This is a genomic window from Serratia sp. CY81684 (genome assembly GCF_052166595.1).
GTDB lineage: Bacteria > Pseudomonadota > Gammaproteobacteria > Enterobacterales > Enterobacteriaceae > Serratia > Serratia nematodiphila.
In genome coordinates this window covers 228391-243823 of record NZ_JBJNOO010000004.1, presented here as the reverse complement: position 1 = coordinate 243823, position 15433 = coordinate 228391, and the positions used below count along the sequence as shown (strand labels likewise).

The following is a 15433-nucleotide window of genomic DNA, read 5'->3' as shown; positions in this document are numbered from 1 at the left end:
ACGCATAACCCTAATAACGATTACCCTAAGAAGGCAGATGATGAGCGATAAAATCACGGTTGGCGAGGCGATAGCCCGGACTCTGGAACAGTACGCGGTGTCGGCGATGTACGGCATCATTTCGATTCATAATCTGCCGATCGCCGATGCGGTGGGGCAGCGCGATAAAATTCGCTTCGTGCCGGCGCGCGGCGAAGCGGGCGTGGTCACCATGGCCGACGCGCACGGGCGCTTCTCCGGCCTGGGCGTAGCGTTGACCAGCACCGGCGCCGGCGCCGGCAACGCGGTGGGGGCGATGATTGAGGCGCTCAACGCCAACACGCCGCTGTTGCATATCACCGGCCAGGTGGAAAAAGCCTATCTGGACGCCGACGCCGGTTTTATTCATGAAACCCGCGATCAGCTCGGCTTCCTGCGCGCCTGCTCCAAGCGCGCTTACCGTGTCAATTCGCCGGAGCAGGCGGTGGCGGTGATCCAGCGAGCGATCCTGGATGCGCAAACCGTGCCCTGCGGCCCGGTGGCGGTCGAGATCCCGATCGATATTCAAAGCAGCCTGGTGTCCCGCTCGGTGCTGGCCGAACCGTTGGCGCCGGCGCCGCTGCCGAAGGCGGACGATGCGGCGGTGGAACGGCTGCATCAGCGGCTGAAACAGGCCAAGCGTCCGCTGCTGTGGTTGGGCGGCGGCGCCTTGGCCTGCGGCGACGCGGTGCGCAAGCTGGCGGACGCCGGCGTGGCGGTGATCTCCAGCACCCACGGGCGCGGCATTCTGCCGGACAGCCATCCGCGCAGCCTGCGGGCGTTCCACAACTCGCCGAGCATCGAAGCGATCCTGACGCAGTGCGATCTGACGCTGGTGGCCGGTTCGCGTCTGCGCAGTAATGAAACCCGTACCTGGACGCTACCGCTACCGCGCCCGCTGGTGCAGATTGACATCGATCCGGCGGCGGCCAACCGCAACTACCTGGCCGATGAGCAGATCAACGGCGACTGCGCGGCGCTGCTGGCGGCGCTGGCGGCGCGGTTGGCCCCCGGCGAAAAGGTCAACGCCGAGTGGGATGCCGAAATTGCGGGGGCGGTGCAGCAGGCGGAGAGCGCGCTGCGCCAGCAGTCCGGTGAATATGCCAAACTCAATGACGCCATCGACGCCGCACTGCCCCAGGACGGGCTGTTGGTGCGCGATATCACCGTTTCCGGCAGTGTCTGGGGCAGCCGTCTGTTCCGTGCGATCTCGCCGCTGTGCAACATTCACTCGCTGGCCGGCGCTATCGGCATGGGGCTGCCGATGGCGATCGGCACCGCGATTGCCAACCCGCAGCGCAAGGTGGTGGGGCTGGTGGGCGATGGCGGTTTGGCGCTGGGCCTGGGGGAGCTGGCGACCATGGCGCAGGAACAGGTGAACATCACTCTGCTGATCATGAACGATGGCGGTTATGGCGTAATGCGTGGCATTCAGGACAAGTATTTCGCCGGGCGCCAGTATTACAACGAGCTGCATACGCCGGCCTTTACCCAGATCGCCGAAGCGATGGGGTTGAAAGCCTGGAAGGTAGACGCGGCGCCGCAGTTCAACGGCGTGCTGGCCGAGGCGATCAATTACCCGGGGCCGTCGGTGGTCGAGGTGGACATGAAGCAGGTCGGGCCGCTGACCTTCGCCGGGCCGCCGCAGAAAACGCTGTATTGAGACGATAAAAAAACGCCCGGCGGTTGCCGGGCGTTCTCGTGGTTATTTCTCTGCCGCGATGCGATCGCGAATGTGCTGTGCGCGCGCTTGGGAAGACGGGTGATCGTCGAACATGCTGCTCTGACGACCGGCTTCCATTTGGGCCAGTTTTTCGAAGCTGGTGGCCAGGCCGTTCGGATCGATGCCGCGTTTTTTCAGCAGATCGAACGAGTAATCATCCGCTTCGCTTTCCTGCTTCTGCGAGAACTGGGCGCTGACCAGCTTCTCTCCGATGTCCGCCAGCTGCGACTGCGACAGCGAGCCGATGACGCCGCCGGCGGAGGACGCCGCGGTGCGCAGCGCCACGGTGCCGTAAGCCACCTGCATCGCTTTACGGGTGTGGCCCAGCGCCACGTGGCCCATTTCGTGGCCCAGCACGCCTTCCACTTCGTTGTCGTTCATGATGTCCATCAGGCCGCTGTAGACGCGAATGCAGCCGTTGGCCATCGCCCAGGCGTTGACGTCTTTGGTCACGTAGACCTTGTAGTTGGCCGGGGTGCCGTTGATGTTGTCGCCCAGCGCCGCAGCGATTTTGTTGAGACGCTTGGCATAGGTGCTGTCGGCCGGCGCGATTTGTGCCTTGCTGTCCATCTCGGCGCAGGATTTATCACTCAGGGCCTTAACGTCGTTGTTGCTCAGGGTCGCCGCCTGGAACGCCTGCGCGCCGGACTGCATCAGGGTTTCGGTATTCAGGTTTTGACAGCCAGTTGCCAGGGTGGCAATGCCCAACGCAATCAAAGAGGTACGGATCTTCATAACGCCATCTTCCTGTGAAGGTAACAAGGTAAAAGAGTCATTTTGCTTTGAGGCTATCTTGCCGCAAGAGCCTAGTGTACGCCAGACGGGGCGAGAATAGTGTTATTCCGAAAAAGCGTCCAATCGTGCTAATAAGTGGTGAACTCGCTCTCATTTGGCATTAGGGATTGCCGTTGTGATGTGGAGTCTGAGAAAATAGGGAACTTGACTGCTTTTTTTATCCGACCTGGAGTAAAACATGTCCTCTCGTAAAGAGCTTGCCAACGCCATCCGCGCACTCAGCATGGACGCCGTACAAAAAGCAAATTCCGGCCACCCGGGGGCCCCTATGGGCATGGCGGACATCGCCGAAGTCCTGTGGCGCGACTACCTCAACCACAACCCGACTAACCCGCACTGGGCTGACCGCGACCGTTTCGTGCTCTCCAACGGCCACGGCTCCATGTTGATTTACAGCCTCCTGCACCTCACCGGCTACGACCTGCCGATGCGCGAGCTGGAAAACTTCCGTCAGCTGCATTCCAAAACCCCGGGCCACCCGGAGTACGGCTACACCCCGGGCGTTGAGACCACCACCGGCCCGCTGGGCCAGGGCATCGCCAACGCCGTCGGCTTCGCCATCGCCGAACGCACCCTGGCGGCGCAGTTCAACCGCCCCGGCCATGACATCGTCGACCACCACACCTACGCCTTCATGGGCGACGGCTGCATGATGGAAGGCATCTCGCACGAAGTCTGCTCCCTGGCCGGCACCCTCAAGCTCGGCAAGCTGACCGCCTTCTACGATGACAACGGCATCTCCATCGACGGCCACGTCGACGGCTGGTTCACCGACGACACCGCCCTGCGTTTCGAAGCCTACGGCTGGCACGTGGTGCGCAACGTCGACGGCCACAACCCGGACGCCATCAAGGCGGCGATTGAAGAAGCCCGCCAGGTGACCGACAAGCCGTCGCTGCTGATGTGCAAGACCGTTATCGGCTTCGGTTCGCCGAACAAGGCCGGCACCCATGACGTGCACGGCGCCGCGCTGGGCGCCGCCGAAGTGGCCGCCACCCGCGAAGCGCTGGGCTGGAAATACGCCGCCTTTGAAATCCCGCAGGACATCTACGCCCAGTGGGACGCCAAGGAAGCCGGTCAGGCCAAGGAAGCGGCCTGGAACGACAAGTTCGCCGCCTACGCCAGGGCCTTCCCGGAACTGGCCGCCGAGTTCAAGCGCCGCATGAACGGCGAGCTGCCGGCGGACTGGAAAGCCGACGCCAAAGCGTTCGTGGAAAAACTGCAGGCCAACCCGGCCAACATCGCCAGCCGCAAGGCGTCGCAGAACGCGCTGGAAGCGTTCGGCAAGGTGCTGCCGGAGTTCCTGGGCGGCTCCGCCGACCTGGCGCCGAGCAACCTGACCATGTGGTCCGGCTCGAAAGCGCTGAACGTTGACCCGGCGGGCAACTACATTCATTACGGCGTGCGCGAGTTCGGCATGACCGCCATCACCAACGGCATCGCGCTGCACGGCGGCTTCCTGCCGTACTCGGCGACCTTCCTGATGTTCGTGGAATACGCCCGCAACGCGGTGCGCATGGCGGCGCTGATGAAGCTGCGCAACGTGTTCGTCTACACCCACGACTCCATCGGTCTGGGCGAAGACGGCCCGACCCACCAGCCGGTGGAGCAGCTGGCGAGCCTGCGCGTGACCCCGAACATGAGCACCTGGCGTCCGTGTGACCAGGTGGAATCGGCGGTAGCGTGGCAGTACGGCATCGAGCGCAACGACGGCCCGACCACGCTGGTGTTCTCGCGCCAGAACCTGACCCAGCAGCCGCGCACCGCAGAGCAGCTGGCGAACGTGTACCGCGGCGGCTACGTGCTGAAAGACTGCGCGGGCACGCCGGACGTTATCCTGATTGCCACCGGCTCCGAAGTGGGCATCACGGTGGAGGCGGCGGACAAACTGACCGCGGCGGGCCGCAAGGTGCGCGTGGTGTCGATGCCGTCGACCGATGCGTTCGACAAGCAGGATGCGGCGTATCGCGAGTCGGTGCTGCCGGCGACGGTGACGGCGCGGGTGGCGGTGGAAGCGGGTATCGCGGACTACTGGTACAAGTACGTGGGCCTGAACGGGGCCATCGTGGGCATGACCACCTTCGGTGAGTCGGCGCCGGCGGAGCAGCTGTTCGCCGAGTTCGGCTTCACCGTGGACAACGTGGTGGCCAAGGCGCAGGCGCTGCTGAAGTAAGCCGCCGGGCGCAAGCCGATAAAAAAGCCGGTCATCATGACCGGCTTTTTTTATGGGCGGAAATCGCGCTTACGACGCGGCCTTGACGCTTTCGGCGCTGCGCAACCGGTCGTAAGCCGCCGCCAGCAACAGCACCAACAGCGTAGGCTGCAGCCAGACCAGACCCTGCTCGGCCAGCGGCAGCTTATCGAACCAGGCGGGTAGCAGGCCGCTGAAGCTGGAAGCCTTCAGGCCGTCGGCGAGGCCAAACACCAGGCTGGTGGCGATCACTGGCGCGAAGACGCGCCTGGCGCTGCGCCAGCGGTTCTGGCTGAAGCTGAGCAACACCAGCGCGATGCAGGGCGGGTAGATCGCCGTCAGCACCGGCAGCGAGACGCGGATCAGATTGGCCAGCCCCATGTTGGAAACCAGCATGGCGAAGAGAGCGAGGATGACCACCAGCGTGCGATAAGAGAGCGGCAGGTAGCGTGAGAAGAAGTCTGCGCAGGCGCAGGTCATGCCAACCGCCGTTACCAGGCAGGCGATGAACATCAGCACCGCCATAAAGACGCTGCCCAGATCGCCGAAGGTGTGCTGTACATAGGCGTGCAGGATTGCCGCGCCATCCTGAGCGCCATTCTCGAGCAGGCTGCCGCTGCCGGCGCCGAGCTTGAACATGCAGATATAGACCAGCGTCAGGCCGACGCCGGCGATCAGGCTGGCCCACAGGGTGTAGCGCAGCAGCAACCCGCTGTCGCTGACGCCGCGCGAGCGGGCGGCGGTAACGATAATCGAACCGAACATCAGCGCCGACAGCGTGTCCATGGTTTGATAACCCTGTACGAAGCCGGTGGAAAACGCCGCGGCCTGATAGCTGCCGACGGCGGAGAGCGGCGCGCCTGCGGGCCAGATCAGGGCGGCGATGCCGAGCGCGGCCAGCGCCAGAATTTTCAGCGGCGCCAGAATATGGCCGACGTTATCGAGCAACCGTCCGGGATATAGCGACACAATCATCGCCAGGGTAAAGAACAGCAGGCTGTAGATGAACTGCGGCAGGGCGCCGTCGCCGGTGAAAGGCGCAATGCCGAGGGCGAAAGAGACATTGGCGGTTCGCGGCGTGGCGAACAGCGGGCCGAGCGCCAGATAGCAGACGGTCGCCAGCAGCAGGCCGGCGGTGCGGCCGATAGGGCCGGTAAGCAGGCTGATGCTGCCGCCGACGCGCGCCAACGCGATCACGGCGATCACCGGCAGGGCGACGGCGGTCACCATAAACCCGAGGGCGGCCGGCCACAGATGTTCGCCGGACTGCAGCCCCACCAGCGGCGGGAAAATGATGTTGCCGGCGCCGACAAACAGGGCAAAGGTCATAAAGCCCAGGGCGATAATGTCTTTCGGGGATAAACTCTTGGTCATAACGGTATGGCACTGCCTGTATTCATGAAATAAACGGCCCGCCTGCAGAGGGCTGGCGCGTGGGGCAGCGAGCGCCCGCAAAAATTTTCGTCCGGCAGGATATAATAATTCGGCGACAAAAACCTGATTAATCCAGCGCTGTTTATCCTGGCGTGAACCGGCCGCACAGAGGGATCCTGGCGGCCGGCCCGGCAGCGCGTTAGCTCGCACGCGCCACCATGTCTATCGACAGCGGGATTTCGATATGCGGTTTAAAAGAGTCGTACGCGAAAGAGACGTGGCCGTCTTCGACCGGTTTGCGGGTGAAAAAGATCAGCATATCGCGGGTTGAATCCTTACGTTTGTCCTGCGCTTTCACCGGAGAGAGGCTGTGTTTGCGCTCGTGGTCGACAATCAGCAGGGTGTCGAGGAAATGCCGATGCTGTATTTCGCCCAAAATCCATTCCGGCCGGGCCCGATCGAATTTGATCCCGCTGGTTTCGCGCATATCGTGAATAAAGGTCTTGGCGCTGTCGTCGGTCATGTTGTCGCAGCCGAGGAAGGTTGTCATGGTGTGGTCGACGCCGTCGCTGTGCACACCTTCCAGCGCCGGTTCGCCCAGCATCTGCGGCGTGGTGACGGTGCGCAGGTTGAATACGGTGCAGACGAACTTGTTGATCTTCTGATTAAGCCGGGGGCGCGGCGTCACGCCCACGCCATCGATCACGTAGGCTTTGAATTTCATCAGCGCCTGAAAGGCCGTATTCAACTGCAGATCGTCGTTGATGCCGCGGAAATGGCGCACCTTTCCAGAATCGTAGCGGATGAAGTCTTCCTCGACCGAGAGCACGAAAGGCTGGAACTCCAGCCGCTCAATCCGGGCGCGATCGAAGTCGAAACAGAAACGGCCGTTTCTGGACTTGCGGAAAGGCAGCGTGGGATCGTCCGCCAGATTGCCGCTGACCTGCTGCAGCCTGGCGAAATCTTCCGGCCGCGCGCCCAGCGCCAGCAGGATTGCCTGCATGGTAGCGCCGGGGATAAAGGCTGAACGGTGTTCCTGGTATGCCTTCTTAACTTCATCAAGCAGAGATAACTGTCGCATTTCTCGGTGGCCTCACGAATGATGGGGCGGTTATAAAATCTTGCTGCCGATCTCCACGTCGAAATCGGGTTTCAGCAAGACGGTGCCTTGATCCCTGGTGACCGCGGCAAGAACCAGCACTTCGGATTTAAATCCGGCAACCCGCCTGGCGGGGAAATTAACGACGGAGATGACTTTTCTGCCAAGCAGGTCATCTTCCTGATAGTTTTCGCATAATTGTGCCGAGCTGTTTTTAATGCCAATTTCCTCGCCGAAATCAATGCGCAGCTTATAGGCGGGTTTTAACGCCTTGTCGTTATATTCCACGGAAATAATTTCGCCAATACGCATATCCAGTTTCATAAAATCAGTGATTTCGGCCATGAGTCAGTCCCGTTAATTAAATGGCTTCAGAAAGGCTAGCAAAGGGGAATTATCCCGACAATGTCGCCAAGAGGGGAATATTTATACCCGATGTAGCAATTAATTTACATTGTCGTAACGTAGCGTAATTAATTATAAGCTTGATGAATTATATGAAATTGAAACTTCATTATTCACCGGTAATTATGTGCACCATCTGAACTTGGGTGTCCGCTCTGCACTGTTAAGCTCGTGTTAAATTGGTTAGTATGCCTTCATTCATCAACCGCATTCTTTCAGGTAGTGATATGGAAATAACCCCGCGTGAAAAACGCGATCGGCGAAAGGCATTTATCGCGCCGTTTTTCCTGATATTAATTTGGTCGACGGGTTTTATTGCCGCGCGGGCGGTGGCGGATCATGCCGATCCCAACCTTTTCCTGACCTTTCGCTTTTTGATCGCCGCCGCGGTATTCGCTTTGCTGGCATTGCACTGCGCCTGGCCCAAGGGGCGGCAGTTCGTGATGCACCTGCTGACCGGCATGTTGATGAATGGCGTTTATCTCGCTGCAAGCTGGTGGGCGGTAGCGAACGGCCTGGCGGCCGGGGTGATGTCGCTGATCGGCGGCTTGCAGCCGCTGTTCACCGCGCTGATTTTCGCGTTGGTGCTGCGCAAATCGATAGGGTTACGCTCCTGGGCCGGGCTGGCGATCGGCTTTATCGGCGTTGCGCTGGTGCTTTCTCCCCGGCTGACCGGCATTGATGTCGGCAATATGGCGCTGTTGCCGATCCTGATGGGGTTTGGCAGCATCGTCGCACTGACGATCGGCATCATGGTGCAGAAGTCTTCGCTGGCGGCGGCCGATCTGCGGGCGGCGGGCGCCATTCAGCACCTCGGCGCGGCGATCGTGACCGGCGCGTTGGCGGCCGTTATGGGCTCCGGCGCCTGGGACAATTCGCCGACGCTGTGGTTCTCGCTGCTGTGGTCGGCCGGCGTGTTGTCGCTGGGCGGCACCGCGCTGTTCATCTGGATGGTGCGCCACGGCGATTTGACTCGCATTACCGCGCTGATGCTGCTGGTGCCGCCGGCGGCAGCGCTGCAGGCTTATGTGCTGTTTGGCGAGGCGCTGTCGCTGGTGCAGTTGGCGGGGTTTGCCCTGACCCTGCTGGGGGTCGCCATCGTACAGCGAATTCGCCTGCTGCGGCGTTCTCGCCTGGCCGAATAGTTTGCGACTGGAAGTGCCGTAAAGCCCGCGCTGCCGGGCTTTTTTATTGGCTGAAAAACGTCCAACCTCACAAAACCGAAAGATAACAAAGCAACGCCGTTGCCTCGTCACAGTTATTAACTATATGTTAATTTTTGGTTTATTAAATGTGATCAGGGGATGGATGATGATGATGAAAAAAATCAGCGCGACCGTAGCGGCAATCACCTTGCTGGGCTCCGTTTCCGCCTATGCGGCCTTCCCGGCGGGCTACCCCGCCGACTATCAGAAACTGGTCGACGGCGCGAAGAAAGAAGGCAAGGTGGTGATTTACTCGACCACCGACACCAAGGCGGCGGCGCCGTTGATCCAGGGGTTTGAGGCGTTGTATCCGGGCATCAAGGTCGAATACAACGACATGAACAGCACCGAACTGTATAACCGCTTTATCAGCGAGCAGGCGGCCGGCGGCACCAGCGGCGACGTGGTGTGGAGCTCGTCGATGGACACCATTTTGAAACTGGCGGGCGATTACGCGCAGGAATATGCCTCCCCCGAGCAGGCTCAGCTGCCGAAATGGGCGGTATGGCAAGAGAAGGTGTATGGCACCACCTACGAGCCGGTGGTGTTTATCTATAACAAACGCCTGATCCCGCAAGGCGATGTGCCGGATTCGCATGCGACGCTGGCCAAGCTGATCGCCGGCCAGACGGACAAATTCAAGAAGAAAGTCACCACCTACGACATCGAAAAATCCGGCGTCGGCTTCATGCTGTCGGTGCAGGACTTCAAGGCCGATCCTAACTACTTCAAAACGCTGGCCGATGTGGCCAAGGGCGGGTTGGCGGTGCAATCCTCCACCGGCACCATGATGGAACGCGTTTCCTCCGGTGAAAACCTGATCGGCTTCAATATCCTCGGTTCATACGCCGAGGCTCGCGCCAAGAGCGACCCGTCGCTCGGCATTGTCTATCCGAAAGACTATACCCTGGTGCTGTCACGCGTGAGCTTCATCAGCAAAGAGGCCGGCAACCCTAACGCCGCCAAGCTGTGGTTCGACTACGTGCTGTCGGAGAAAGGGCAAAATATTCTCGCCAATCAGGCGGATATCCCCTCGATCCGCAACGACATCGAAGGCAAGAACGACATCGATGGCATGACCAAGCTGTTGGGTAACGCGCTCAAGCCGATCCCGGTCGATGACAGCCTGCTGGAATATCTGCAGCCGGCCAAGCGTCTCGACTACATCAAACAATGGCGCGCCGCCGCGGCGAAATAACAGGGACTGCATTCGGACGCGCGCCTGTCGCACGGGCGCGCGCCCTTTGGTCGTCGTTTACAACCATAGGGAGCATTTATGCAAGCATGGCGCAGAAAGTGGCAGAGCCTGCCGCGCGGCCTGGTGGTGTTGATAACCGCGCTGGTTATCTATGTCCCCCTGTCGTTTATCATCATTCAAAGCTTCCTCTCGGCACCGTTTTTCTCTCCTTCCAAGGTCTTCAGCCTTGAGGCCTTCGAGTTCATCTTTACCGACCCGGATTTCTACAAAGCGCTGAAAAGCGGATTTATTCTGGCATTCGGCCTGGTGATTATCGCCATCCCGCTCGGCGGTATTTTGGCCTTCCTGATGGTGCGCACCGATCTGCCGGGGCGGCGAATCATCGAACCGCTGATTCTGGTGCCGATCTTCGTGTCGCCGATGGTGCTGGGTTTCGGTTACGTGGTGGCGGCGGGGCCGGTAGGCTTCTTCTCGCTGTGGGCGGAGGCGCTGCTGGGCTTCGTGCCGTGGAACATCTACTCAATGGCCAGCATCGTGGTGATAGCCGGATTGACGCACGTGCCCCACGCGTATCTGTACATCTCCTCGGCGCTGCGCAGCGTGGGCTCCGACGTTGAAGAAGCGGCGCGCACCGCCGGCGCCACGCCGCTGCAGGTGATGACCGCCGTCAGTCTGCCGATGGTGCGGCCGTCTATCTTGTACGCCGGGGTGCTGCTGTTCTTCCTCGGGCTGGAAGTGTTCGGCCTGATGCTGGTGCTGGGCGATCCGGAAGGCAACCTGGTGCTGGCGACCTACCTGTACCAGTTGACCAACAAGCTGGGCACGCCGTCTTACCATCTGATGGCGGCGGTGGCGGTGGTGCTGATTTGCATCACTATTCCGTTGGTGATGCTGCAGCGCCGGCTGATGCGCACCGCCAACCGCTTTGTCACCGTCAAGGGCAAAGCCTCGCAGGCCCGCGCGCTGCCGCTGGGTAAATGGCGCTGGGTGGCCGGCGCGGTGGTGGTGTTCTGGCTGACCGTGACCATCGGCGTGCCGCTGATCGGCGTGGTGCTGCGCGCCTTTATCTCCAACTGGGGCGTGGGCGTGTCTGTCTGGGACGAACTGTCGATCAACACCTTTCGCACCATCTGGGCGCAGCCCAACCTGCTGCGCGCCATCGTCAACTCGATGGCGATCGGGGTGATCGGCGGAGCGCTGGCGGTGGCGTGCTACCTGTTTATCGGCATCGCGATGCACCGCAAGCCGGATGGCGCCACGCGCTTCCTCGACTACAGCGTGCTGGTGCCGCGCGCGGTGCCGGGGCTGCTGGCCGGTCTGGCATTCCTGTGGGTGTTCCTGTTCCTGCCGATGTGGCTGGACAAATCGCTCAAGGAAGGCTGGCTGTCGGCGTTGCCGATGGCCGAGTGGCTGCGTGCTAACTGGATTGTCTGGCTGCGTTCGCTGCGCAGCACCATCTTCAGCGTCTGGCTGGCCTACACCGTGGTGTGGATGGCCTACGGCCTGCGGCTGATCTCTTCCACGTTGCTGCAGGTGGGGCCGGAGCTGGAAGAGGCGGCGCGTAGCGCCGGCGCCAGCCGCGGCCAGATCACCCGCCACGTCACCATTCCGCTGTCGCGCTATGGCCTGATCGGCTCCTGGCTGCTGATGTTCCTGATTTTTGAACGCGAATATTCCACCGGGGTGTATCTGCTGTCTCCGGGCACGGAAACCATCGGCTCGATGCTGGTTTCTCTGTGGGCCGCGGGCGCTATCGATATCGTCGCCGCGCTGTCGTTCATCAATATTCTGCTGGTGGTGCTGGGGCTGGGGATCGCCTTGCGCTTTGGAGTGAAATTACATGATTGAACTTTCGGTAGAGAATCTGCATTTGACCTATGGCGACAACCCGGTGCTGAAAGGGGTGTCGATGGATCTCAAACGGGGCGAAGTGGTCTCGCTGCTGGGCCCGTCGGGCAGTGGCAAAACCACGCTGCTGCGGGCGGTGGCCGGGCTGGAGAAACCGAGCCAGGGGCGGATCGTCATCGGCAACAGCGCGGTGTACAACGGCAGCGCGCGCAGCGAAATTCCCGCCGAAGAGCGCAATCTGGGGCTGGTGTTTCAGTCCTACGCCCTGTGGCCGCATAAAACGGTGTTTGAAAACGTCGCTTACCCGCTGAAGCTGCGTAAGACCGGCTCGGCGGAAATCGCCCAGCGGGTACAGGCGGTGCTGGATCAGCTCGGGCTGGGGCATTTAGCCAAGCGCCACCCGCACCAGCTTTCCGGCGGCCAGCAGCAGCGCGTGGCGATCGGGCGTGCGCTGGTCTACAACCCGCCGGTGATCCTGCTGGATGAGCCGCTGTCCAATCTCGACGCCAAGCTGCGCGAAGAGGCACGGGTATTCCTGCGAGAGCTGATCATCAAGCTCGGTCTGTCGGCGCTGATGGTGACCCACGATCAGAACGAGGCGATGGCCATTTCCGATCGCATCCTGCTGCTCAATAACGGCAAAATCGAACAGCAGGGCACGCCGCAGGAGATGTACGGCTCGCCCACCACGCTGTTCACCGCCGAGTTCATGGGCAGCAACAACCGCTTGCCGGGCAAGGTTGTCGCGCTGGAAGGCGACCGGGCGCGCATCGAAGGTAAGGATTGGGCGCTGTGGGGCAAAGCGGGCGCAGGCGTGCAGGTCGGGCAGGAGGGCACGGCGGTGATCCGTGTGGAGCGCGTGCAGTTGGGCGAAGATCCGCAGGGCAACCAGCTTGAGCTGCCGTTGTTGACCAGCATGTATCTTGGCGATCGCTGGGAATACCTGTTCCGCACCGTGGCCGAAGACTTCGTGGTGCGCGCCTATGGCCACGAGGCGCGCGATCGGGCGCTGTGCCGGCTCTCCCTGCCGGCCGAGCATCTGTGGATATTCCCGAAAGCCTAACCAGGACGCCCGTCGATGCGGGCGCTCCTTTTACAAATCCAGCACCAGCCGGCTGCCTTTGGCGCGCGAGCAGCAGATCAACAGGGTCTGCTGCGCCGCGCGTTCTTCCTCGCTGAGATACTGATCGCGGTGATCGGCTTCCCCTTCGACGATGCGGGTTTCGCAGGTGCCGCAAATGCCTTCGCGGCACAGGCACTCGACCTTGGCCGCCTTGCTGTTTTCCAGCGCCTGCAGGATGGTCATGTCTTGCGCCACTTCAAGCTCAATACCCGATCGAGCCAGCACCAGCGTAAAGGCGCCGCCCGCCGTGTCTTCGGCGGCAAAGGCTTCGCTGTGCAAGCGACCGGCATCGATACCCCGTTCGGCGGCGATCCGGTAGACCGCTTCGTTCAGCGCCGCCGGGCCGCAGACGTAGATATGGGCGCCGGGTTCCACATCGGCCAGCGTGCGCGCCAGATCCAACCGGCCGCCAAGGCTGGAGACATGGCAACTGACGTTGTCTGCGAACGGCGCTTGCATCAGCTGCTGCTGGAAGGCGTTGTGCTCTTCACTGTGGAAGCAGTAGTGCAGATGGTAGCGTTGCCCGCTGCGTTGCAGCTCATGCAGATGGGCCATAAACGGCGTGATGCCGATGCCGCCGGCGATCAGCACGTGATGTTGCGCTTCCGGCGCCAGCGCGAACAGGTTATTCGGGGTGCTGATGGTCAGCGTATCGCCGACCGCCAGCCGGTCATGCATGAAGTCGGAACCGCCTTTGGAAGGAGACTCGCGCCGAACGGCGATCTGGTAATGCTCGAGTTCGAACGGTGAGCTGAGCAGCGAATAGGCGTTGCTGTAGCGCTGCTCGCCGTCCTGCATTTGCACGATAATGTGGCTGCCGCCGCTGAAGGCGGGCAGCGGCCGGCCTTGCGGATCCGCCAGGGTAAAGCGCTTGACCTGTGCGGTGATGGTTTCGATGTCGACGACGCGGACATCAAGCATCTGATAGCTGGTCATTCATTGGCTCCAAAGCGCGGGCGTCCCCGCGCATGAAAAAGTTATACCGCCTGGCACAGGTATTTGAGCTCCAGATAGTCTTCGATGCCGTATTCGGAGCCTTCACGCCCCAGCCCCGACTGTTTCACCCCGCCGAACGGCGCCACCTCGTTGGAGATAAGCCCGGTATTGATGCCGACCATGCCGTACTCCAGCCGTTCCGAAACGCGCCAGATGCGCGCCGCATCGCGGGTGTAGAAGTAGGCGGCCAATCCGTAGATGGTGTCGTTGGCCTGGCGGATCGCCTCGGCTTCGTCATCGAATATCACCAGAGGTGCGACCGGGCCGAAGATCTCTTCTTCCAGCAGTAGCGAGCCGGGCTGCACGTTGCCCAGCACCGTCGGGGTGAAGAAATTGCCGCCCAGCGCGTGCGGCGTGGCGCCGGTCAGCACCTGAGCGCCTTTGCTCAGCGCGTCATCGAGCAGCTCCAGCACCTTGTCGCGCGCCTTGCGGTTGATCAGCGGGCCTATTTGCACGCCCGGTTCGAAGCCGTTGCCGACCTGCAGCGCCGCCACGCGGGCGACAAACTTCTCGGCGAACTGCGGGTAAACGCCGCGCTGCACGTAGAAACGGTTGACGCAGACGCAGGTCTGCCCGGCGTTGCGGTATTTGGCGATCAGCGCGCCTTCCACTGCGGCATCGATGTCCGCATCGTCAAACACGATGAACGGCGCGTTGCCGCCCAGCTCCAGCGACACTTTCTTGATGGTGTCCGAACTTTGGCGCATCAGCAGCCTGCCCACCGGCGTGGAGCCGGTAAAGCTGAGTTTGCGCACCTGCGGGTGGCGGGTCAGCTCGGCGCCGATCGCCTGCGAGTTGCCGGTCACTACGTTGAACACCCCGGCGGGAATGCCGGCGCGCTCGGCCAGTTCGGCCATCGCCAGCGCCGAATAAGGGGTTTCGTTGGCGGGTTTGACCACCAGTGTACAGCCGGCCGCCAGCGCCGGCGCGGCCTTGCGGGTGATCATCGCCGCCGGGAAGTTCCAGGGCGTGATCGCCGCGCACACGCCGATGCCCTGCTTCAGCACCATCAGGCGTTTATCGCTGCTCGGCGAGGGGATGATGTCGCCATTGGTGCGCTTGGCCTGTTCGGCGAACCATTCGATAAAGGAGGCGGCGTAGCGGATTTCGCCCAGCGATTCCGCCAGCGGTTTGCCTTGCTCCAGCGTCATCAGGCTGGCCAGATCCTGCTGGTGTTCCAGCATCAGTTCGAACCAGCGGCGCAGCAGCTGCGCGCGCTGTTGCGCCGGCAGCGCGCGCCAGCCTTCCAGCGCCTGCTGGGCGGCGTCGATCGCCGATTGGGTTTCGGCCGTCGCCATGTTGGGCACGTTGCCGATGAGTTGGCCGGTGGCGGGATCGCTCACCGGCAGGGTTTCCTGGTTGTCGGCGTCGCGCCATTGGCCGTTGATGTAGGCCTGTTGGCGGAATAGCGCCCGATCGGAAATATTCACGAGAACCTCACAAGTCAGGGGAAGGGAC

The 15433-nt window shown here is 61.8% G+C and carries 12 protein-coding genes; 6 read left to right on the top strand and 6 right to left on the bottom strand.

The annotated features are described in order from the left end of the window. Positions 1–40 precede the first annotated feature (40 nt). A complete protein-coding gene (locus tag ACJ8QF_RS16160; protein WP_004937649.1) occupies positions 41–1681 on the top strand; it encodes a thiamine pyrophosphate-binding protein in 1641 nt (546 codons plus the stop codon). Between the two features lie 42 nt (positions 1682–1723). Here the strand turns inward: ACJ8QF_RS16160 and ACJ8QF_RS16155 are convergent, their stop codons facing one another. Then, positions 1724–2476: a M48 family metallopeptidase gene (locus ACJ8QF_RS16155; RefSeq protein ID WP_004937650.1), complete on the bottom strand. Its 753-nt coding sequence runs from the start codon at positions 2474–2476 to the stop codon at positions 1724–1726. Positions 2477–2714: 238 nt separating this feature from the next. On the opposite strand from ACJ8QF_RS16155, the gene tkt reads away from it, so the two are divergent. Further along, positions 2715–4709, top strand: coding sequence for a transketolase (gene tkt / locus ACJ8QF_RS16150; protein ID WP_131165534.1), 1995 nt, complete (start codon positions 2715–2717; stop codon positions 4707–4709). 69 nt (positions 4710–4778) lie between these two features. Here tkt and brnQ read toward each other — a convergent pair whose 3' ends face one another. From brnQ to ACJ8QF_RS16135, 3 genes are all read right to left on the bottom strand, one after another. Continuing rightward, positions 4779–6101 carry a branched-chain amino acid transport system II carrier protein gene (brnQ, locus tag ACJ8QF_RS16145; protein ID WP_265261353.1) on the bottom strand — a complete coding sequence of 441 codons (1323 nt, stop codon included), beginning with the start codon at positions 6099–6101 and terminating at the stop codon, positions 4779–4781. 199 nt (positions 6102–6300) lie between these two features. Beyond that, entirely contained in the window at positions 6301–7182 is an 882-nt protein-coding gene (locus tag ACJ8QF_RS16140) for a 2OG-Fe dioxygenase family protein (protein ID WP_442537685.1), read from the bottom strand. Positions 7183–7212: 30 nt separating this feature from the next. Beyond that, positions 7213–7545, bottom strand: a complete 333-nt coding sequence (locus tag ACJ8QF_RS16135) for a tRNA-binding protein (RefSeq protein WP_004931561.1) — start codon at positions 7543–7545, stop codon at positions 7213–7215. A 287-nt stretch (positions 7546–7832) separates the two neighbouring features. Here ACJ8QF_RS16135 and ACJ8QF_RS16130 point away from each other — a divergent pair, with 287 nt between their 5' ends. The 4 genes from ACJ8QF_RS16130 to ACJ8QF_RS16115 all read left to right on the top strand — a co-directional run bounded on the left by ACJ8QF_RS16130 (position 7833) and on the right by ACJ8QF_RS16115 (position 12919). Then, positions 7833–8750: a DMT family transporter gene (locus tag ACJ8QF_RS16130; RefSeq protein WP_442537684.1), complete on the top strand. Its 918-nt coding sequence runs from the start codon at positions 7833–7835 to the stop codon at positions 8748–8750. Between the two features lie 169 nt (positions 8751–8919). Then, the gene (locus ACJ8QF_RS16125) at positions 8920–10008 is read left to right on the top strand and encodes an ABC transporter substrate-binding protein (protein ID WP_442537737.1); all 1089 of its coding nucleotides are present in this window, start codon (positions 8920–8922) and stop codon (positions 10006–10008) included. A gap of 78 nt (positions 10009–10086) precedes the next feature. After that, positions 10087–11856 (top strand): ABC transporter permease, encoded by a 1770-nt coding sequence (locus tag ACJ8QF_RS16120; protein WP_004931567.1) that lies wholly within the window; start codon positions 10087–10089, stop codon positions 11854–11856. Then, complete coding sequence (locus tag ACJ8QF_RS16115; RefSeq protein WP_049240099.1) at positions 11849–12919, top strand: ABC transporter ATP-binding protein; 1071 nt, start codon at positions 11849–11851, stop codon at positions 12917–12919. The genes ACJ8QF_RS16120 and ACJ8QF_RS16115 overlap by 8 nt, the downstream gene beginning before the upstream one ends. Before the next feature lie 30 nt (positions 12920–12949). Here ACJ8QF_RS16115 and ACJ8QF_RS16110 read toward each other — a convergent pair whose 3' ends face one another. Beyond that, positions 12950–13915 (bottom strand): PDR/VanB family oxidoreductase, encoded by a 966-nt coding sequence (locus ACJ8QF_RS16110; protein ID WP_131165536.1) that lies wholly within the window; start codon positions 13913–13915, stop codon positions 12950–12952. A 41-nt stretch (positions 13916–13956) separates the two neighbouring features. Next, positions 13957–15405, bottom strand: a complete 1449-nt coding sequence (locus tag ACJ8QF_RS16105; RefSeq protein ID WP_131165537.1) for an NAD-dependent succinate-semialdehyde dehydrogenase — start codon at positions 15403–15405, stop codon at positions 13957–13959. Positions 15406–15433: the final 28 nt, after the last annotated feature.